Source organism: Domibacillus enclensis (assembly GCF_900156125.1).
In the GTDB taxonomy this organism is placed as follows: Bacteria; Bacillota; Bacilli; order Bacillales; family Domibacillaceae; genus Domibacillus; species Domibacillus enclensis.
Genome location: NZ_FTLX01000016.1, coordinates 14,077 through 34,029 on the forward strand (window position 1 = coordinate 14,077; position 19,953 = coordinate 34,029).

The window sequence follows — 19,953 nt, forward strand, 5'->3', positions numbered from 1 at the left end:
TCAAGATGAAAAAAATGATAAAAAACGGTGTGATTGTCACAGCAACAGACCAGTATGCGGCAGACCTGTTAATTGAAAACGGCAAGATCGCCAAAATCGGCGTTCAGCTTGATGATGCGGTAGATGAAGTGATCGACGCGAAAGGAAACTACCTTTTCCCTGGGGGCATTGATCCGCATACCCACCTTGATATGCCATTTGGCGGGACTGTGACGGCTGACGACTTTGAAACAGGTACGATTGCGGCCGCATTTGGCGGCACCACAACGGTGATCGACTTTTGCCTGACGAATAAAGGAGAGGCGCTTCAAAACGCGATTCAAGCGTGGCATGAAAAGTCGAAAGATAAGGCGGTCATTGATTACGGCTTTCACTTAATGATCGGTGAAGTCAATGACGCCGTTTTAGCTGAAATTCCAGCGGTGATTGAACGAGAAGGCATCACCTCCTTTAAAGTTTTTATGGCGTATAAAAATGTGTTCCAGGCCGACGATGCCACGCTGTTCCGCACTCTTTTGACAGCGAAGGAACACGGTGCCCTTGTCATGGTTCATGCAGAAAATGGCGATGTCATTGACTACCTGGTGTCGGAAGCGCTGGAAAAAGGGCATACAGAGCCCATTTATCATGCCTTGACCCGGCCTCCGGAAGTGGAAGGAGAGGCAACGGGACGGGCAGCGGCGCTAACGGGACTTGCGAATTCACAGCTTTACGTCGTCCATGTATCGTGTGCGGAAGCGGCCAATAAAATTGCCGAGGCGCGGCAAAAAGGCTTTCAGGTCTGGGGGGAAACGTGTCCGCAGTATTTGCTCCTTGATCAAAATGATTTGGAAAAGCCTGATTTTGAAGGCGCGAAATACGTATGGTCACCGCCGCTTCGTGAAAAGTGGAACCAGGATGTGCTGTGGGACGCGCTGAAAAACGGCCAGCTGCAAACGATCGGCTCCGACCAGTGCTCGTTTAACTTCAACGGGCAAAAAGACCTTGGGAAAGACGATTTCACTAAAATTCCGAACGGCGGCCCGATCATCGAAGACCGGTTCAGCCTGCTTTTTTCAGAAGGGGTGAAGAAGGGGCGCATCTCCATTCATCAGTTCGTGGATCTGGTTTCCACCCGTTCAGCCAAGCTGTTCGGATTGTTCCCGCAAAAAGGAACGATTGCTGTAGGCAGTGACGCTGACCTTGTCATTTTTGATCCGGACCGGGAGCGGACGATTTCGGCCGAAACCCATCATATGAATGTGGATTACAGTGCATTTGAAGGGATGAAGGTAACAGGTGAGCCGATTTCTGTGCTGTCGCGCGGCGAATTTGTTGTCCGGGATGGAGAATTTACCGGGGAGCCCGGCCGTGGACAATACATGAAGCGAAGCCGCTACAACAGTGCGCAGGCGCGTCAGGCAACGCCGGTTCAATAATGTGAAGCATTTCATCCCCTGTGTTCGCTGCGCGTGAATGCAGGATCAAAGCCAAATATAAGGAGGAATGACGAATGAAAGAATCCAGCCGTTATTTAAAGTCTCCGGATTTATTGCCGGTTGCACATGGTGACCGTAAAATTGGCACCCTTGGTTTTGCGCTTATGTGGGTGGGAATGGCCGTTGTATTAGCAGCCTTTGCCATCGGGGGAGCAGCTGTCGAGCAAATGCCGCTTTCGTGGGTGCTCGCTGCCTCCTTTATCGGCTGTTTATTAATCGGCCTTTTCATTTCCGTCATTGCCGACATCGGCATTGAGCACGGCCTGTCATTCCCGGTGTATATGCGGGCGCCGTTTGGAACGGTCGGAACCCATATTCCGTCGGCGATTCGTGGAATTGCGGCGTCGATGTGGTTCGGAATCAACACCTATTTTGGTGCGATGGCGATTAACGGCATTTTAAACATTTTATTTGGCTTTGATAATTGGTTTGTCTGCTTTCTCGCTTTTGTGGCGGTACAGGTCGCCAATACGATCATCGGCATTAAGTCGATTGAGAAGTTCGCGGATCTCGCCGCGCCGGTTATTATTTTAATTTCTCTTTGGATGTATGTGACATTGGCCGATCAGGCCGCGGCAGCAGATAAAAACGTCTGGTCATGGGTGGAAAACCCACTCACAGGAGGGCTGCTGTTTAATGCCTTTATGGTCGTGATTCTCGGGAATATGGGGTACTGGTCGACGCTGGCCGCTGATATTTCCTCTATTTCCCGCTTTATTAAAGCACCTCAATTTGAAAGAAGCTGGGTGAAGCGAAACAAAAGTGTGCTCGTCGGCAGCTTGATTGCCATGCCGATTACCCAGACATTTGTTGTGGCCATTGGCGGCGTCGCGTTTATTGCGGTCGGCAACTACGATCCGGTCGCGGCTCTGCAGGAAACCTCCAGCGGTCTGGTGCTGGCGGTGCTGCTTTTAATGATTGTCTTTGCCCAGTGGTCAACGAATACAGCGGCTAATCTTGTTCCGGCGGCGACCGTGTTTTCAAATATTGGGGGCCCCAAGGTTCCCTTTTACATCGGCGTTATTACAGCAGGTGTGATCGGCATGGTGACGCAGCCGTGGAACTTGTTTAACGTGCTAATGCCATTCCTGCTTATTGTCGGCGGCGTGCTGGCAGCGATTGTCGGTATCTTGTTTGCTGACTACTATTTGATCCGCAAACGGCGCGTGAATGTGCCGGACCTGTACGAGATGGATGGCCAGTACCGCTATCATTATGGCGTCAACTGGGCCGGGATTATTTCCTGGGTCATCGGCGGGGCACTTGCGATCACATTTTCAACGTATTCGTTCTTTATCGGCTTTGCGGTTGGTGCTGCTGTGTATTACGTGCTGGCGAAGCACTGGTGGTTTAAAAAGTACGCACAGGCGGAGCTTGAAGACCCGAGTGATGACAAGTATCTGGGCGTCACTGTTGGAAGAGACTGGACGATTCCATTAGAAGGAGAACCGGCAGCTGGGGAGCTTCCAGCAGCAGCGGGTGAAAAACGGTAAAAGGGAGTGTGGCTTGAATGTCCGATTATAAAGGGTTTATGAAAGAAAAAAACAGTGTGGATACACTGATCCAGGATGGCTACCGCATTATTGCCGTGAAAGAAACACTTGAAGGGGACTTTGTTGAATTTGAACGCCACCTGGAGCGGGAAGAACTGCAGCTGCTGACAGCAGAAGCGCGGAAATATATCGGAACGATCATCGTTGAAGCGAAAAGGGGTGGTTCTATTGATTCGTACGGCGGAGCATTCGAGCAAGCTGGTGCAGCAGGATCGTGATCATCTCTGGCATGCGATGATTAAGTTTAATGAGCAAGTACCGCCGCTCATGGCGGTCAGCGGCGAAGGCTCCTGGTTTACGGCGGCTGATGGAAGCCGGTATATGGACGGTGTTTCCGGACTCTGGTGTTTAAATCTCGGCCACGGGCGAAAGGAAATCGCCAGGGCGGTGTACAACCAGCTGATGAATGTATCCTATTTTCCACTAACTATGAGTCATGAACCAGCCATTGAACTGTCAGCGGAAATCAGCCGCCTGCTCGGAGCTTCGTATACGACCTTTTTTACGTGCAGCGGATCGGAAGCAAATGAAGCTGCTTTTAAAATCGCCCGCCAGTATCATGCACAGACAGGACGGCCGGAAAAAACAAAAATTATTTCCCGCTACCGGGCTTATCACGGTTCAACATTGGGCGCATTGAGTGCCACAGCGCAGGCAAGCCGCAAGCTGAAATATGGAGCAGGCGCACCGGGATTTCTCCACGTGCCGCCCCCTTATTCGTACCGGCCGTCATTTGAAGATGACCTTGCCGCTGCGGATCATATGGAAAAGGTCATTGAGTGGGAAGGAGCAGATACGGTTGCGGCCGTTATTATGGAGCCGTTTATTTCAGGCGGCGGCGTGCTCATTCCTTCTCCTGACTATTTAAAGAGGGTAGCAGCTATTTGCCGGAAGCATGACGTTCTGCTGATCATGGACGAAGTTGTTTCTGGATTCGGACGGACCGGCAAAATGTTCGGCTTCATGCATTCAGAAGGCGTCCAGCCGGATATCGTCACGATGGCGAAAGGCTTAACCGCAGGATGTATGCCGCTCGGCGCGACAGCGGTTCGCAGCCATATATACGAGGCGTTTAAAGGAGAAGGAAGCGGTCACTTCCGTCACGTGTCCACCTTTGGCGGCCATCCTGCCTCCTGTGCCGCCGCATTAGAAACCATTCGGATTCTGGAGGAAGAACAGATTCCGGATCGCGTGAGTCAGCTTAGTGACGGGGTGATGAAAAAGCTGCATGACCTTCAGTCGTGTCCGATCGTTGGCGAAGTGAGGGGAATCGGATTTTTATATGGAATCGAGATGGTCATGGATCAAAACACGAAGGAACCGGCCTCTGAAGAAGTGATGCTGTCCATTCTCGGCGCATGCAAGGAAAAAGGGCTGATCATTGGCCGCAATGGCGATACAGTACCGGGTTATCAAAACATCCTCATCATCGCACCGCCGCTTTCTTCTACAGAGGAAGACCTGCACTTTCTGGTTAACACGGTGAAGCAAGCCGTAAGAGGCTGACTTACGGCGCAATAATCGTCCGCTTGGCGCAATAAACACAAGCTACGGCGCAATTTTATCGTATACCGCGCAATTAAGCCGTTATTGCGCCATAATGTCAGGAATTGCGCCGTAGTGGAAGGTTTTCTCGGTTCAGACAAGCATCATGTTATGAGCAAAAGGCTGCCCTGTGCAGCCTTTTTTCTTTTTTCCGCTTTCAAGCCCTGCTGGAATCGGAAGTATGTTAAAATACAGCTATTGACTGAGAAAAGAAAAGCGCTTTTTTCAAAAATGGATTGACGGTCGCTGGGGAAACATGATATAAACGTAACAAGATACTTTATTACATAAAAGCATAAAAGCGTAAAAGCGCGAAAGTGAAAATACATGTTCTGATCAGCAGAAGAAAGAGGAGGAAATGATTGTTATGGAAAATCGCAGCAAAATTTTAGACTGTACGATCCGCGATGGCGGCTTAGTGAATAATTGGGATTTCAGTGTTGAGTTTGTTCAGGACTTATACAACGGCTTAAGTGAAGCCGGTGTTGAATATATGGAAATTGGCTACAAAAACTCAGCAAAGCTGTTGAATGCAACAGAGCCGAATCCGTGGAGATTCCTCGATGACAACTTTTTGAAGGAGATCATTCCAGAGAAAAAGTTCACGAAGCTGTCTGCGCTCGTTGATATTGGCCGCGTAGATCCAAACGACATTTTGCCTCGTGAAGAAAGCGTGCTCGATATGATTCGCGTTGCCTGCTACATTCGGGAAGTGGATAAAGGCCTTGAGCTTGTGCGTATGTTCCATGACCTAGGCTACGAAACATCATTAAATATTATGGCGTTATCCAGTGTGCCGGAGCACCAGCTGATCGAAGCGTTTGAAATGGTGAAGGAAAGTCCGGTCGATGTTGTGTACATCGTCGACTCATTCGGAAGCCTGGACCCTGCGGACATTGAGCACCAGGTGAAGAAATTCCAATCAATGATTCCGAACAAGCAGCTGGGCATTCATACACATAATAATATGCAGCTGGCATTTGCCAACACGCTGACGGCAATGAAAAGCGGTGTGACGTTCCTTGACTCATCTGTATACGGAATGGGCCGTGCCGCTGGAAACTGCAACACCGAGCTTTTGGTCAGCTACATTCAAAAGCCGACGTATGAAATGAAGCCGGTTCTAGGCGTGATTGAAAAGCATATGGTGCCAATGCGCGAGAAGTGGGAGTGGGGCTACATTATTCCTTACATGATCTCTGGCGTGTTAAATGAACACCCGCGCGTAGCGATGGCCTACCGCAACAGCGATGAGCGTGACCAGTTCGTGAACTTTTACGACAAAGTCACTTCGCCCGAAGCGAGCGTATCGCCAGCCAACAAATAAATAAATGTAATCAGCCCCCTGAATCCTCTTCAGGGGGTTTTTTGCGCCCCGCTAGCTTCTGTACATTACACGTTAGATTTTCTTCCAGTCTAATCCAAAGAAAGAGCAGAATATGGTAAGCTGAAATCAATTTTCGTACTAGGGATGTTTGCCTGCTGGAGAAATGAATCGTGAAATGGGGGCTGAAACGATGAAAAGAACGGGGTATCGCGGAATCAGTTTTCGGGAAGCGGAGCAGGTAGTGGCTTGTCAGCGTTATGAGCGGATGGAACGGCGCCGGTTTCAGGGAGGCATACAGGCAAGGTCTATTTTCGGATCGGGCCTTTATTTGATCAGTGATGCGGCACTTGCGGCTCAGTATGCTTTTTGTCATGCGGAAGCAGAGGGAGGGGAACGGGCGGCGATTTTAAAGCAGGAAGTGAACCTGGAGCGCCCGCTCGTCATCAACTGCCGGTATTCCGAAATGCAGCTGCGGGAAGATGCCCTTGATTGGAAATACAAAGGAAAACCGCTTCCGAACGTTCGCCCGGAACACATTCACGCGTGGCTTGGACGCTCGACGAAAGAGTTTGCGCTTGCCCACTCCTTTGATGGAATCGTGTACCATTTGGATGATTCGATTATTTATTACGTGGCTTATTTTCAAGACAAGCAGGTAAGGGGCATTGATCTTGAATATGTTTTTACGCTGAATGGCGCGTAAAACAGTTTATTCAAGCGAAGAGGTCACTTCCTTTGATACAATACAGGCAAGACCCTTTAAAGGAAGTGGACAGGATGTTCAAACAAAGCATGATCATGTGCTTGTTTTTAATAAGCAGTGTGGCGCTGCCGGCTCAGGCAGCTGCTGTGAACTATATCGCGATTGGGGATTCACTTGCAGCAGGGCAGACGCCAAACCGGGAGATTGGTGCAGGGTATGCTGATATGATCGCAATGGGGCTGCAGCCGGACGCTTATTCCAAGCAGCTGTCTGTTCCCGGCTACACAGTCGAGCAGGTGATCGGACAGGTGGAGAGTGAAGCGGGCCAGCAAGCGATTCAGTCAGCCGATTTAGTAACCATTTCAGCCGGCGCAAATGATTTGCTGCCGCTGATCCAAAACGATCCGAATCGCGGAATGCTGACATTCAATGCCATCACAGCTGCTTTTGCGCTGAATGGTGTAAGAGAAGACTATGCGCTTTTGCTTGAGAAAATCAGCGCACTCAACCCGTCAGCCGATGTATATGCAATGGGCTATTATTTCCCGTATCCTCATGTGTTTGACCAGCATAAGCCGGCAGTCAGCAAGCAGCTAGATGTGCTGAATCAAATTATTGAGCAGGAAGCAGAAAAAGCGGGTGCGACCTTTGTGCCAGTAGCCGGCCGGTTCGGGCTCGATGCAGCCGAATACTTGCCGAATCCGGCGGATGTCCACCCGAACGAAGCAGGTTATTTAGAAATGGCGAATGCGTTTTTAGCTGTTTACGCACCTGGAAAAGAGATTCCGGCTTCGATTTTAACTCAGCTGCCTGAACCGGTGTCTCTTTCCGAACTGATTCAACAGCGGCAAGCAGCGGAGGAAGAAGTGGATGCGGAAGAAACGGAAACAGTCGAAGAAACGGCAGCGATCAAAGGCTGTACGAAACAAGAAGTATATGCTTCTGCAGGACAAAAAGGGGATTCCTGAAAACAGGAATCCCTTTTTTATGTGTATTAAACAACACCTTGTGAAATCATGGCATCGGCGACTTTGACGAAGCCGGCAATGTTTGCACCAACGACGAGGTTGTCTTCAAAGCCGAATTCAGCGGCTGCTTCTTTTGACTGCTTGTAAATGTTTTTCATAATGTCATGAAGCTTTGCATCCACCTCTTCAAATGTCCACGGCACACGTGCGCTATTCTGTGCCATTTCAAGAGCAGAAACCGCTACGCCGCCTGCATTGGCCGCTTTGGCCGGGGCAAAAAGAACATCGTTTTTCAAGAAAATGTCGATCGCTTCAAGTGTGGACGGCATATTCGCGCCTTCGCCCACCGCTTTTACGCCATTGTCTACGAGCAGCTGAGCAGCCTCTGCGCTGATTTCGTTTTGCGTCGCACAAGGAAGAGCAATTTTGCACGGAATGCTCCAGATGCCTGCGCAGCCTTCGGTATACGTTGCATTTGGATAGAAGTTCACATATTCACTGATCCGTTTCCGGTCTACTTCCTTCAGCTGCTTGACCGTCTCGATATCGATACCGTTTTCGTCGTAAATGTAGCCGTTTGAATCTGAGCATGCGACGACGGTTGCGCCCAGCTCCGTTGCTTTTTGCATTGCATAAATGGATACATTTCCTGATCCGGATACAACAACTGTACGGCCTTTGAATGTTTTTCCTTTGTCGCGAAGCATTTCATCTACGAAATAAACCGTGCCAAAGCCTGTTGCTTCCTTGCGCGCAAGGCTTCCGCCGTATGCAATCCCCTTGCCGGTCAAGACACCCGCTTCATAGCTGTTGCGAAGGCGCTTGTATTGCCCAAACATGTAGCCGATTTCACGGGCACCGACTCCAATATCTCCGGCAGGAACGTCAACGTCGGGACCGATGTGGCGGTACAATTCAGTCATAAAGCTTTGTGTAAAACGCATCACTTCATTGTCTGATTTTCCTTTTGGATCAAAGTCCGATCCGCCTTTGCCGCCGCCGATCGGCTGGCCTGTTAAGGAGTTTTTGAAAATTTGTTCAAAGCCAAGAAACTTAATAATGCTGGCATTAACAGACGGATGGAAGCGAAGGCCGCCTTTGTAAGGACCGATTGCGCTGCTGAACTGAACGCGGAAGCCGCGGTTGACTTGCACACGGCCATTGTCGTCTGTCCACGGCACGCGGAATGAGATCACGCGCTCTGGCTCCACCATACGTTCTAAAATGTTATACTGAATGTAAGCGGGATATTTTTCAAATACCGGTGTCAGCGATTCGAAAATCTCCTGCACAGCCTGATGAAATTCGTGTTCACCCGGATTACGCTTTTTTACAATTTCAAATACGTCTTGTACGTATTTTTTAGCTGCATTTGTTTCGCCTTGTGTTACGTCAGTTGGAATTGTCATTTTTGTTATCTCCTTTGTACATCTTCACTAATTTTTCAGATAATAGCATCATATTCTGAAAATTCAATGCCATCAATGCTTTAAAAAGATTGAATCGATCTTTAATTGAGATTAATTGGATTTAAATTAGGAGAAAGCTAAATTGAAAGGGAGAGTAAGTGAGTTTTCATATCAAAATTTGAATAAATAGAAAAAAACGAATCAATTCCATCGCATAATGAGATGGAATAAAAAACGCGTTCACGAAATCGTCATCATTCGTGAACGCGTTTATTTTGTTTAAAGCTGGATCATTGTATACACAAAAACGACAGCAATTGTGACCGGGACGACCCAGCGCATCAGTGGCAGCCAGATGGCATAAGCAGATTGCAGACGGCCTGCATTTAATTCAAATTGCTCCTTCACCAGCGCCTTGTCCATCCGCCATGCGATAAACAGGGCGATCAGCAAACAGCCGAGTGGAAGAAGAATGTTACTGACGAGATAATCGGTTAAATCAAAAATAGTCCGGTCGAAGTATTGAACGTCAGCCAAAACACTGAAGGACAGCGCCGCCGGAATGCCGGCAAAGAAAACGACAATGCCTGAAATAAGCGCGGTTTTCTTACGCGACGCTTCTTGCCCTTTTGTAAAAGCGGACGTAATAATTTCAAGCAGGCTGAACGATGATGTAAGCGTTGCAAACAAAAACAGCAGCAGGAACATAAATAAAAACAGTTCCCCAAACGGCATTTGAGCAAAAACAGCAGGGAGGACGACGAAAAGAAGGCCTGGTCCTTCTGCCGGCTCAAGGCCAAACGCAAAAACAGCCGGGAAGATCGCAAGTCCCGCTAAAATCGATACAAAAATATTCATAATGGCAACTGATCCAGCCGAGGACGGGATGCTGACGTCTTTGCCCAGGTACGAGCTGTAGGTGACCATGCACGAAAAGCCGACAGCAAGTGAAAAGAACGAATGGCCAAGCGCATACAAAACAGCTTCTCCGTTAATCGCTGAAAAGTCAGGCTGAAGGAAAAAGGAAACGCCCTCCATCGCGCCCTCAAGTGTCAAGGAACGAACAACTAAAACGAGAAAGAAAAGAAACAAAACGGGCATCATATATTTGCTGGCGCGTTCGATCCCATTTTGAATGCCGGCCGCGATGACAATAATGTTCAGCAGCATAAAGATAGCGTGTCCGCCGATCGTCAAACTGGCATTTGTGGTGACAGCGCCAAATAGTGCGCCAGGGTCGCCGCCGTCAATGACCCCGCCATACAGGGAACGAACGGTGTAAATAAGCACCCAGCCGCCGACAACGCTGTAAAAAGACAGCAGCAGAAAGCAGCCGGCCACGCCAATTTTGCCGGTTGCGGTCCAGAAGGAAACAGGGGCCAGTTTTTGATAGGCGCTGACGGCTTCCCGTCCGGACCCGCGTCCGATAATAAACTCTGAAATGAGCATCGGCAGCCCGATCAGCAGCGTAAAAAGTATAAATAAAAGCAAAAACGCTCCACCGCCGCTTTGTCCGGTTACGTAAGGGAATTTCCAGATCGCGCCGAGTCCAATCGCTGCACCGGCCGATGATAAAATAAAGCCGGCTTTCGACGACCATTGTTGCTGTTTTTCCAAAGAGTCCGCCTCCTAAAAACAAGTGATTTCGTTATTTTACTATAGCACGAATCGAAATGAGCGGCTGAATATATTTTCAAAGTAAACGGAATCGTTTATAATGGTTGAATTAACTTAATTACTGGAGTGTACATGATGACTGAAAATATACATGCACGTAACATACCAATGAACGGGCAGGACCGTTATGCAAATCGCGGCCGTCTGCTTGTGAAATGCCCGGATGGACCTGGAATCGTATCCGCACTGTCGAAGTTTTTATTTGAACACGGGGCGAATATTATTGAATCAAGCCAGTATACGAGTGATCCAGCGGGCGGCACCTTTTTTATCCGTTTGGAATTCGACTGCGACGATTTAGCGCAAAAGCGCAGCCAAATGGAAGCGGATTTTGTCTCGCTCGCCAATGATTTTGATATGGAGTACCGTTTTGCGTACGGCAGCGAACGAAAGAAAACCGCGATTTTTGTTTCCAAAGAGCCGCATTGTCTGCTGGAGCTTTTGTGGGAATGGCAAAGCGGGGATTTGCAGACGGATATCGCTTTTGTCGCGGGAAATCATGAGGAGGCACGGGGCATGGTGGAATCGCTCGGCATTCCGTTTCATTACATCCCGGCCAATAAGGACATTCGTCAGCAGGTGGAGGAAGAGCAGTCCCGCTTGATTGAGCAGTACGATGTCGATGTGATTGTGCTGGCCCGCTACATGCAGATTTTGACACCGGAGTTTGTGGAGAAATACCCGAACAAAATTATCAACATTCATCACTCGTTCCTGCCGGCATTTATCGGTGCCCGTCCATATGAGCGTGCTTATAACCGTGGTGTAAAGCTGATCGGGGCAACGTCTCATTACGTCACAAATGATCTGGATGAAGGTCCGATCATCGAGCAGGATATCGAGCGTGTCGACCACCGCGATCACGTAGCCGACCTGAAAAAAATCGGCCGCTCCATCGAACGCCGCGTGCTGGCTAGAGCCGTGAAGTGGCATTTAGAAGACCGCGTTATTGTGCACGGCAATAAAACCATCGTTTTTCAATAATAAAAAGCTGTGCCGAAATGGCACAGCTTTTTTACGTAATAAGTGAGGTTTGTCGGTAAAAGGCGTACTGGTTTTTTCCGAGATGCTTGGCGTCGAACATGGCGGCATCGGCGTTTGATATGAGTGTATCAAGGTCGGTGCCGCTTTCTGGATAAAAACTGATGCCGATGCTCGCAGACACGTCGGCGGTCTGGCCGTTGATCGGGACGGGCTTGCTGATGGCCTGGCACATTCGTTGGGCAACAGCGGCTGCTTGATCGGCTTCCTGTACATTCGTCAAAAAGACAATGAATTCATCACCGCCCAGGCGGGACACAATATCATTTGGATGAGGCAGGCAGTCCCGAAGCAGTTTGGCCACATGCCGGAGCAGCGCATCACCTGTTTCATGCCCATACCGGTCGTTCACCTGCTTAAAGCCGTCCAGATCCATAAACAGGACAGCAGCGGAAAAGCCTTTTTCTTCGTGGCGTTTCATTTGCTGATTGGCTTCTTTGTAAATGTAAGCGCGATTGGGCAGCCGAGTGAGCGTATCCTCATACGCCAGCTTCACAATGTGCGTACGCGACTTCTCAATCGTGTCAAGGAGGCGGTTGAACTCCCGCTCCAGTCTGGAAATTTCATCATGCGCCTTAACCGGAAGTCGGAGTCCGAAATCAACCTGTCCGCGAATCTTCGCAATGTTGCTCGAAAAATCAGCCAGCCGGAGAAACACAAGCCGGTTAATCACATACATAACCGTCGCAATCAGCACCGCAGCGACACCAATCGTAAAGAGCAGCCAAAGAAAAATGGTCTGGCGCCCTTGCAGATAAATATCCCGAGGCGCTTCGAAACCGATGATCGCTGCAGGCTGGCCGTGGACGTCACGAATAGCCGCATAAACCGTATGCGTTTCATCGCCGTTCCGCTTAATCCAAATATCGGATGATTCGGCTGCCTGATCAGGAATAACCGTATCAACGGTGCTGTTAAAGGTGATTGGAAGCCGGGTCTCAGCCCGGAGGCTCCGAATCGCCTGCGGACCGAATGCTCGCTCAAGAAGCATCGTGCCTTTTCGTCCTTCTGCTGTGTCGACTGTTCGAACGGCGACCGCCATGGCATCACCGCCGACGTGATAAATGCCGGAAAATGTTTCTGCTCGGGTGAATTCAGGTTCTGTTTGCATAAATGACAATAAATTAGGTGCGCTTAAGTGACTGACACCGGTTTCGAAATTCATTTTTTTCTGAAAAATGATCTCGCCCTGCTCATCCAATAGGAGAACCGACGTAAATCGATTGTTTAAAAAAACGGAATCACTGAAAAAAGCGTTTAAGTCTGTTTTTGTTCCTGCCAGTACGTCATGAATGGTCCGTGACGCGGCATAGTCACTTAGACGGGAAGCGAGTGATGATTCCGTTGCTTCGACGGCAAGCAAAACACGCTTCATATCTTCTTTTTCCTTGGCGTCTTCCAGCTCAATATAGCTATTTAAAATAAACAAGTGTGACGCTGCGTAAAGAGTGACAATAATCAATGCGGCCGCAAGCAGAAAAAACAAGCTGATTCGTTTCCGAAGACTCATCCTAATTTTCTCCAATAAGTTAATGTGGTATCTCTTTTGTACTATATATGCTTTTAAATTAATTGTAAATATCTAGTCTTTTTTATAAAGATGCTACATTTGATCCATGAGCTTTTTAGCCACCCATTCAAAGTGATCAGGGTTCACACCCGGGGCGAATTCCTGCGGCAGATCGTCTAAATCTGGAATCGGTGCGCCTTTTGGAGAACCGTCAATGACTTTAAGCGGTTCGTTGTTTTCCGGATTTGTTCCTTTCCAGATCTGCCGGATGCCATCGTATTCACCGGCGTCATTCCACGTATACAGCACGTTATTCAGCCCTTGTGCTTCAAACTTGCGGGCTGTGTCGAATTTAGCATTGGACACATCAGGCGTCGGGATCATTTTTGTCACATCCGCGCCGGTAATCATTTCAATGGCTTTCGCATACGCCAGCATATGAGTGCCGCCACGGACAAGCAAGTAGCCGATCATTTCACGTGCTGTCGGATGGTCAGTCATTTCATACACACGCATCTTATGTGTACGCGCACCGGTTTCCAGGAAAAAGTTGTGCAGTAAATCAAGTGTCAGATTGCCACTCGTAAACACATTATTTCCTGTCCAGGGCGCGCCCATGGAGTCAACAGGTAGAGATGCCTGGGCACTGACGATAAAATGCTGGGTGTTGCGCTTATTTAACCCGTTTTGAAGCGGGGTGCAGTCCGGATCAGCATCAAACGTTGTATTCCTTAGGAGCAAATTGACTGTGGTGGATACAAGCTCCACGTGTCCGACTTCTTCAGCCGTAATGCTTGCCACCAGGTCATAGAAAGGCTTCAGCTTCTTTTTTTGTCGAAAGTTAAACGACTGGAATAAATAATTATTTAAAGTAGACATTTCGCCGAATTTGCCTCCGAGCAGCTCCTGCACAGCTGCGGCTGAATTCGCACAGCCGTATTCTGGAATAGGAAGCTCAACTGCCAGGCGGTTCATACGTTTGAACATAAAAAAAGCCCTCCTTTTGTTATCACGCTTTACTGTATGCGGGAAAAGGAGGGAAAGTGCCTACTATTGAAGAAATCGTTTGTGTGCCCGGACGGAGCGCCAATAAAGAAGAAGCGATCCGGCAAGCAAAGCGACGCTTCCGTACTGAAAAGCAGCCTGGTCCGCGAAAAAAGAAACGATGGCGGCTGGACCGGTTAATGCAACAAGGGTCAGGCTGTCACGGCGGCTTTTCAGCACGTAACGCTCTTGTTCAGCCCGCTGTCTGTGCCCGTCCTGCTGCTCGCGCCATTTAGCCGGCTCATCCAGTGCGGCTGACAGCTTTTGCGGCAGGGACAGGAGCGGACGCAATGCCTGCAGCAGGAAATCCTGGGGCTTCGAGCTTCCGGCGTTTTTTCCAATCCAGTCCATAACCGGCTGCCGGCCGACCTTCATTAAATCGATGTCAGGGTCTAAAATATGAAGCAGCCCGATAAAGGTTGAAACGGCTCTTCCTAAAAAAGCAAAGCCTGCCGGCAGCTGCACCGGCTCCTGCTTGACGATCTGCTGGATTTCTTCAAGCAGCTGCTGAACGGCGAGGTCATCCATTTGGGTGAACGACTGGGACGTATAGGCATCCACCATCGTCCGAATTACCCTTTTCATTCGCTCCTTGTCGGCGTGTGGAAGAAGAAACTGAAGCCCCTCCAGCCCACTGACGACACTGTCATAGTTCTCCGTTAAAATGCCTTCTATGATGCTGCGAATGTGAACGGCATCCGAAGCGGGCAGCATACCGATCATCCCGAAATCGATGAGCACGATCGTTCCGTCTGCTTTCACCATAATGTTGCCGGGGTGCGGATCGGCATGGAACTTTCCTTCCTGCAGCAGCTGCTCTAAAAACATGACGGTCAATCGTTCAGCCAGGTCATGGCGATCCAGTCCATTGCGGTCTAAAAACGCGAGATCGGTAATCCGCGCGCCTTCAATCCAGTCCATAACGAGGAGGCGCTTTGTAGAAACGTCCTTGTAATAAGCGGGAATATCTACATCCGGAAATCCTTCGTAGCGGTCCTTGAAATAACGGCCATTGGCAAGCTCGCTCCGGAAATCCAGCTCAGCGCCGATAATAGACGTCATTTCCCGGTATAAAGCCGGCAGATCCGTTTGCCTGCCGAATTTCGTGAAACGGTTCGCTAAATTCATGACGATCCGCACAGCTTTAAAGTCCACAGATACAATCCGGTCAATATTCGGGCGCTGCACCTTCACGGCGACCTCTTCGCCTGAATGAAGCCACGCCCTGTATACCTGTCCGATCGAAGCGGACGCGACAGGTGTCTGATCAATCCGTGCAAGAATGCTTTCGACCGGGCCGTTCCACTCGGCTTCCATGACCGCTTTCGCCGATTCCCACGGAACAGCCGGCACCCGGTCGATTAATCCTTCAAGCTCTTCAAGAAAAGCCTTTGGCATCACATCTGCCCGCGTGCTTAAAAACTGTCCGAGCTTAATAAGCAGTCCTTCTAAGCGAAGCGCTGTCCGCCGGTACTCGGCCGCCTGCTTTCTGACAAGCGCCTCCCATTTCTGGTTGGTTTCATCTGTCCAGCTGCCCCGGTGGCGCCGCTCAAACCATGTAAGCTGGATAAAAAAAACAGCGGCCATTTTAACGATTGCGATAATCCGGAAAAAAGCGATATTGGCCACGAAATCCGTCCTTTCCGACTAATGCGTTTTCTTCAGTGTACCGGACGAATGCCTTGCCTGTACAATTTCAACCGGTGAAAGCGCCGGCAGTTTCTTAAACGTGAAATTCGGGAACAAACACGGTAGTATGTATGAAAGAAGATGGAGAGAGGAAGATGTGATGTTTGATTCTTTGTTGTTTTATTTAATGATTACGCTTGTTGTCGGCATTGCTTCCCAGTGGACAGCATGGCGTTACCGGCTTCCCGCGATTGTTGTCATGTCTGTAGCCGGTTTATTGATCGGGCCGATTTTCGGCTGGTTTAACCCGAAGGACGTTTTCGGGGATTTATTTGGTCCTATCATTTCAGCAGCAGTTGCGATTATTTTGTTTGAAGGAAGCTTAAACCTGGACTTCCGGGAAATTAAAACGGTCCGGCAGCCGATTCGCCGCATTGTGACGCTCGGCGCATTTATCGCCTGGATCGCCGGCTCGCTTGCTGCTCATTATGTCGCCGGCTTGTCGCTCGCAGTGGCGTTTGTCATTGGCGGCTTATTTATTGTGACCGGACCGACTGTGATCCTGCCGCTTTTGCGCCAGGCGAAATTAAAGCCCCGCACAGCGGCTATATTAAAATGGGAAGGGATCGTCGTTGATCCGTTTGGTGCCCTCCTCGCCCTTTTTGCATTTGAATTAATTAAATTTTTCACAGGGGAAGTCACAGCGGCTACATTTATCAACTTCCTGCTCGGCTCCGCGTTTGCGGTCATTCTCGGCGTTTTGTTCGGGATTGGGCTTGGAAAAGCACTTGAAAAAGGGCGAGTTCCCGAGTATTTAAAATCACCTGTTGTCTTTGTGGTCGTGATCGCCTGCTTTACGATTGCGGATGAGGCGATGCATGAAACAGGGCTTTTAGCTGTGACCGCCATGGGGATGGTGATGGCAAACATGCACATTTCGTCTATACGGGATATGCGACATTTCAAGGAAAACATCTCGATTTTGCTCATTTCCACCATTTTTATTATGCTGACGGCGTCATTAACACGAGACACACTTATGCAGATTTTCGACATTCGAATTATCGCGTTTGTCCTGATCATGCTGTTTGTCGTCCGGCCGCTGTCGATCTGGCTGTCAACGATCGGCACCGATATGACGAAGCAGGAAAAAACGCTGGTTGGCTGGATTGCCCCGCGCGGAATTGTCGCTTTGACAGTATCCGGCTACTTTGCCCAGTCGCTATTTGAAGCAGGGTATGAGGATGCCTCTTTACTGACGCCGCTGACGTTCGCCCTCGTTTTTTCAACGGTTGTGGCGCACGGCTTTTCCATCGGCTGGCTGGCGAAAAAGCTGGATCTTGCGTCCACAGACAAACCAGGAGTGCTTTTAGTCGGCGGAAATACGTTTACGGCAAAGCTCGGCAAAACGATGCAGGACTTGAATATTCCGGTTCTCGTTGCGGACGAATCGTGGCAAAGGCTGAATGCGGCGCGCCAGGCGAATTTGCCGGTGTACCATGGTGAAATTTTATCGGAAAGCACCGAATATCATTTGGAGCTGACACCGTACGAATACATGATTTCCGCCACGAGTGATGAAGCGTATAACGCCCTCGTCTGCTCGACATTTGTGCCGGAAATGGGCCGTGAGAACCTGTATCAGATCGCGGCAGGTCCTGAACGGACAGAGACCACAAGAGAGTTTAATAAAACGGTTGGCGGAAAGGTGCTGTTTGATTCTTCCGCTCATTATCAGGCGCTTACTTCACGTGCAGCAGACTATGTTTTCCGCCGCACGGAATTGACTGAACGGTACGGATATGATTCTTACTTAAAGGACCTTGATGAAAACACACTGCTTCTTTTCATCGTAAAAGCATCCGGCAAGCTGGAATTTTACACGCGTGATGTCTCGCCAAAAGGAGAAGCGGGGGACATGATCATCAGCTTGATGCCGCCGGTGAAGGAAATGGCCAAGGCAAAAGAAAAAATTGCCGTACAGCGCCGTGATCAATAAAGCGGCATGCGATTCGGCACAACGAAAAAAGCGGCCTCACGCGAGGCCGCTTTTTTCTGACAGTAAATCAGAGAGAGTATGGAATGTATTTTGTAAGTTGAGCCGGTTAGATCGGCTTCTTGATTACTAGTATAAATTTCTTTGAAAGAGCTTTCATTAAAAAGAGCACAAAACGTCATATAAACGACATGAAACAGAAAAATGTAAGCGTAAAGAACGATAAATGAAAATCAATAATTAAGCGACTTGCGAAAAGCGCTTGTGTACGTCTGTGTCACAGGAATTTTCGTCCGGTCCTTCATAATAAGCAAAAAGGTAGAATGCGAGTCAGGCTGAATTTCTTGAATAAAATGAACGTTCACGATGTAGGAACGGTGAACACGGATAAACGCGTCATCCGGCAGCATAAATTCAAGCTCGGTTAAATTGAGCTTGTGATAGCCGTTCCCGGTTTGAGCCTGCACACGTGTTTTGCGGCCTTCTGATTCCAGATACATGACGTCTGAATAAGGAATCGGGTACCAGCGGTCTTCAGACTTAATCGTTAAAAGATTGCGGGAAATAGGCGATGGCTTTGCCGGATAAATGGTGGTGATTGCACCGGTCAGCACGTGATCATCAAAAATAGGCACGCTCATCGCATAATAGGGGATGCCGTACACCTCACTGTCAATATAAGTGGATACTTGATGCTTTTCCGTAATGGCCTGCCGTGTAACACTGCCTTCCTTGATCGGGTCGCCTGCCCGTATATGCAAGTCAACGAGACGGCTCGGCTGATAATAAATGAACTTTTCATGATTGGACACGGCAACCGATGTATTAGGCGGGAAAAATTCCTTCATCACATCCATTAAGCCCGAAACAGTCAATTGATCCATTTGCTCTACCTCTTCGCATTAGCTGTAGTACAATCATTTTAACATAATAGAAGGAGGGGGTCTGCGTGGCAAAAAGCAAAACAAACGCCATGCGCTTGCTTGATGCGGCCGGTGAGGTGTATCACGTGCATGAATATGATCACAGAGACGGAAAAATTGATGGCCTGTCGGCAGCGGCCAAAATTGGGATTGAACCGGAGCGGGTGTTTAAAACCCTTGTCACAAAGGGGGCAAGCAGTCTGTATGTGTTTGTCGTGCCCGTTAAAGGAGAGCTTGATTTAAAAAAAGCAGCCCGGGCTGCCGGTGAAAAAAAGGTAGAACTGATCCCGGTAAAAGACATTCAGAAATGGACGGGCTACATTCGGGGAGGCTGTTCACCGATTGGCATGAAAAAGCTGTACCCGACCTTTATTGAGGAGCAGGCCAGGGATCATAACGCGATCGTGGTCAGTGCCGGAAGAATCGGGGCACAGATTGAACTGACACCAGATAGATTAGCAGATGTCGTAAACGCTTCCTTTTGTGAACTTGTGAACAAAATTTGAACGATTTGTTACTGAAGTGTGGAAAAACGTATTTTTGGGCGGATACCGGTTCTTTTTTGGAAAAAACGGGCGTATACTAAGTGCATCAAATGAAACAGGAGTTGACCCATAACCATGATGGTCGTTGAAAATCTTCTTGATGTAAAAAGCTATTTCGCCGGGGAAGTAAAAGAGAACTTTGTCGTACAGTATGAAAAAATGGCAAAGTCAGGTGCCTTTTTTGATGCGGGCGGATGGCATGAACTCGAAGAAGAAACAGCGGAATGTGTAAAAGTACTATGCCAGACAGGCGAAGCATGCTCTGTCACACGAGTGAAAGAATATCCCGTTAACGCTGAATCCACAGTAGACGCCGTTCTCGCGCGCATCCGTGAATCACATAGCGATATTTTTAAAGGGTAATGAATAAATAAAAAGCAGCCCCCATAGCGGGACTGCTTTTTTTTCGTTTTGTCGAAAAATGTAAATGGAATCCAGGTAGCCATTTCCTTTTTCGAAGCTACTGTGCTTGCGCGAACACAGTTCGGGCGGCTTCTGCAGGACTTCGCATTCGGAGGGGCGGGCGGTGAGCTAACTTTTGTCGCTACGCTCCAAAAGTGGATCTCACCTGACCCGCCTGATCCCTCCCGAGTCTTCGCCCTGCG

The 19,953-nt window shown here is 49.0% G+C and carries 17 protein-coding genes; 11 read left to right on the forward strand and 6 right to left on the reverse strand.

Going from position 1 to position 19,953, the window contains the following annotated elements:
• Nucleotides 1-5 precede the first annotated feature (5 nt).
• The 7 genes from hydA (at nucleotide 6) to BW952_RS18695 (ending at nucleotide 7,574) form a co-directional block, all read left to right on the forward strand.
• A complete protein-coding gene (hydA, locus tag BW952_RS18660) occupies nucleotides 6-1,418 on the forward strand; it encodes a dihydropyrimidinase (RefSeq protein WP_045852243.1) in 1,413 nt (470 codons plus the stop codon).
• Between the two features lie 74 nt (nucleotides 1,419-1,492).
• Entirely contained in the window at nucleotides 1,493-2,971 is a 1,479-nt protein-coding gene (locus tag BW952_RS18665; protein WP_045852244.1) for an NCS1 family transporter, read from the forward strand.
• Nucleotides 2,972-2,988: 17 nt separating this feature from the next.
• Complete coding sequence (locus BW952_RS18670; protein WP_045852245.1) at nucleotides 2,989-3,249, forward strand: hypothetical protein; 261 nt, start codon at nucleotides 2,989-2,991, stop codon at nucleotides 3,247-3,249.
• Nucleotides 3,203-4,537 (forward strand): aminotransferase, encoded by a 1,335-nt coding sequence (locus BW952_RS18675; protein WP_045852258.1) that lies wholly within the window; start codon nucleotides 3,203-3,205, stop codon nucleotides 4,535-4,537. Before BW952_RS18670 ends, BW952_RS18675 begins: the two co-directional genes overlap by 47 nt.
• A gap of 406 nt (nucleotides 4,538-4,943) precedes the next feature.
• Nucleotides 4,944-5,903 carry an aldolase catalytic domain-containing protein gene (locus tag BW952_RS18685; RefSeq protein ID WP_045852247.1) on the forward strand — a complete coding sequence of 320 codons (960 nt, stop codon included), beginning with the start codon at nucleotides 4,944-4,946 and terminating at the stop codon, nucleotides 5,901-5,903.
• A gap of 190 nt (nucleotides 5,904-6,093) precedes the next feature.
• On the forward strand, nucleotides 6,094-6,606 hold the full coding sequence (locus BW952_RS18690) for a hypothetical protein (RefSeq protein WP_045852259.1): 513 nt from the start codon (nucleotides 6,094-6,096) through the stop codon (nucleotides 6,604-6,606).
• A 74-nt stretch (nucleotides 6,607-6,680) separates the two neighbouring features.
• Nucleotides 6,681-7,574 carry an SGNH/GDSL hydrolase family protein gene (locus BW952_RS18695; protein ID WP_052698542.1) on the forward strand — a complete coding sequence of 298 codons (894 nt, stop codon included), beginning with the start codon at nucleotides 6,681-6,683 and terminating at the stop codon, nucleotides 7,572-7,574.
• Between the two features lie 26 nt (nucleotides 7,575-7,600).
• Here the strand turns inward: BW952_RS18695 and gdhA are convergent, their stop codons facing one another.
• Both gdhA and BW952_RS18705 read right to left on the reverse strand, forming a co-directional pair.
• A complete protein-coding gene (gene gdhA, locus BW952_RS18700; protein ID WP_045852248.1) occupies nucleotides 7,601-8,983 on the reverse strand; it encodes an NADP-specific glutamate dehydrogenase in 1,383 nt (460 codons plus the stop codon).
• Nucleotides 8,984-9,262: 279 nt separating this feature from the next.
• Nucleotides 9,263-10,600 (reverse strand): sodium-dependent transporter, encoded by a 1,338-nt coding sequence (locus BW952_RS18705; protein WP_045852249.1) that lies wholly within the window; start codon nucleotides 10,598-10,600, stop codon nucleotides 9,263-9,265.
• A gap of 168 nt (nucleotides 10,601-10,768) precedes the next feature.
• On the opposite strand from BW952_RS18705, the gene purU reads away from it, so the two are divergent.
• Nucleotides 10,769-11,644 (forward strand): formyltetrahydrofolate deformylase, encoded by an 876-nt coding sequence (gene purU, locus BW952_RS18710; protein WP_045852261.1) that lies wholly within the window; start codon nucleotides 10,769-10,771, stop codon nucleotides 11,642-11,644.
• 31 nt (nucleotides 11,645-11,675) lie between these two features.
• Here the strand turns inward: purU and BW952_RS18715 are convergent, their stop codons facing one another.
• From BW952_RS18715 to BW952_RS18725, 3 genes are all read right to left on the reverse strand, one after another.
• Nucleotides 11,676-13,211, reverse strand: coding sequence for a sensor domain-containing diguanylate cyclase (locus BW952_RS18715; protein ID WP_045852250.1), 1,536 nt, complete (start codon nucleotides 13,209-13,211; stop codon nucleotides 11,676-11,678).
• Between the two features lie 93 nt (nucleotides 13,212-13,304).
• The gene (locus BW952_RS18720) at nucleotides 13,305-14,198 is read right to left on the reverse strand and encodes a manganese catalase family protein (protein WP_045852251.1); all 894 of its coding nucleotides are present in this window, start codon (nucleotides 14,196-14,198) and stop codon (nucleotides 13,305-13,307) included.
• 63 nt (nucleotides 14,199-14,261) lie between these two features.
• Nucleotides 14,262-15,884 (reverse strand): ABC1 kinase family protein, encoded by a 1,623-nt coding sequence (locus BW952_RS18725; RefSeq protein WP_052698543.1) that lies wholly within the window; start codon nucleotides 15,882-15,884, stop codon nucleotides 14,262-14,264.
• Between the two features lie 160 nt (nucleotides 15,885-16,044).
• Here BW952_RS18725 and BW952_RS18730 point away from each other — a divergent pair, with 160 nt between their 5' ends.
• A complete protein-coding gene (locus tag BW952_RS18730; RefSeq protein ID WP_045852252.1) occupies nucleotides 16,045-17,883 on the forward strand; it encodes a cation:proton antiporter in 1,839 nt (612 codons plus the stop codon).
• A 230-nt stretch (nucleotides 17,884-18,113) separates the two neighbouring features.
• Here BW952_RS18730 and BW952_RS18735 read toward each other — a convergent pair whose 3' ends face one another.
• Nucleotides 18,114-18,764: a LytTR family DNA-binding domain-containing protein gene (locus BW952_RS18735; protein ID WP_045852253.1), complete on the reverse strand. Its 651-nt coding sequence runs from the start codon at nucleotides 18,762-18,764 to the stop codon at nucleotides 18,114-18,116.
• 65 nt (nucleotides 18,765-18,829) lie between these two features.
• Here BW952_RS18735 and ybaK point away from each other — a divergent pair, with 65 nt between their 5' ends.
• Both ybaK and BW952_RS18745 read left to right on the forward strand, forming a co-directional pair.
• On the forward strand, nucleotides 18,830-19,309 hold the full coding sequence (gene ybaK, locus BW952_RS18740) for a Cys-tRNA(Pro) deacylase (RefSeq protein ID WP_045852254.1): 480 nt from the start codon (nucleotides 18,830-18,832) through the stop codon (nucleotides 19,307-19,309).
• Nucleotides 19,310-19,423: 114 nt separating this feature from the next.
• Nucleotides 19,424-19,711 (forward strand): hypothetical protein, encoded by a 288-nt coding sequence (locus BW952_RS18745; RefSeq protein WP_045852255.1) that lies wholly within the window; start codon nucleotides 19,424-19,426, stop codon nucleotides 19,709-19,711.
• The last annotated feature ends 242 nt before the right edge of the window (nucleotides 19,712-19,953 follow it).

Bases quoted from the DNA above. Each gene is read 5' to 3' on its own strand.
- hydA (WP_045852243.1), top strand. From the start codon at position 6: ATGAAAAAAATGATAAAAAACGGTGTGATTGTCACAGCAACAGACCAG.
- BW952_RS18665 (WP_045852244.1), top strand. From the start codon at position 1,493: ATGAAAGAATCCAGCCGTTATTTAAAGTCTCCGGATTTATTGCCGGTT.
- BW952_RS18670 (WP_045852245.1), top strand. From the start codon at position 2,989: ATGTCCGATTATAAAGGGTTTATGAAAGAAAAAAACAGTGTGGATACA.
- BW952_RS18685 (WP_045852247.1), top strand. From the start codon at position 4,944: ATGGAAAATCGCAGCAAAATTTTAGACTGTACGATCCGCGATGGCGGC.
- BW952_RS18690 (WP_045852259.1), top strand. From the start codon at position 6,094: ATGAAAAGAACGGGGTATCGCGGAATCAGTTTTCGGGAAGCGGAGCAG.
- BW952_RS18695 (WP_052698542.1), top strand. From the start codon at position 6,681: ATGTTCAAACAAAGCATGATCATGTGCTTGTTTTTAATAAGCAGTGTG.
- gdhA (WP_045852248.1), bottom strand. From the start codon at position 8,983: ATGACAATTCCAACTGACGTAACACAAGGCGAAACAAATGCAGCTAAA.
- purU (WP_045852261.1), top strand. From the start codon at position 10,769: ATGAACGGGCAGGACCGTTATGCAAATCGCGGCCGTCTGCTTGTGAAA.
- BW952_RS18715 (WP_045852250.1), bottom strand. From the start codon at position 13,211: ATGAGTCTTCGGAAACGAATCAGCTTGTTTTTTCTGCTTGCGGCCGCA.
- BW952_RS18720 (WP_045852251.1), bottom strand. From the start codon at position 14,198: ATGTTCAAACGTATGAACCGCCTGGCAGTTGAGCTTCCTATTCCAGAA.
- BW952_RS18730 (WP_045852252.1), top strand. From the start codon at position 16,045: ATGTTTGATTCTTTGTTGTTTTATTTAATGATTACGCTTGTTGTCGGC.
- BW952_RS18735 (WP_045852253.1), bottom strand. From the start codon at position 18,764: ATGGATCAATTGACTGTTTCGGGCTTAATGGATGTGATGAAGGAATTT.
- BW952_RS18745 (WP_045852255.1), top strand. From the start codon at position 19,424: ATGATGGTCGTTGAAAATCTTCTTGATGTAAAAAGCTATTTCGCCGGG.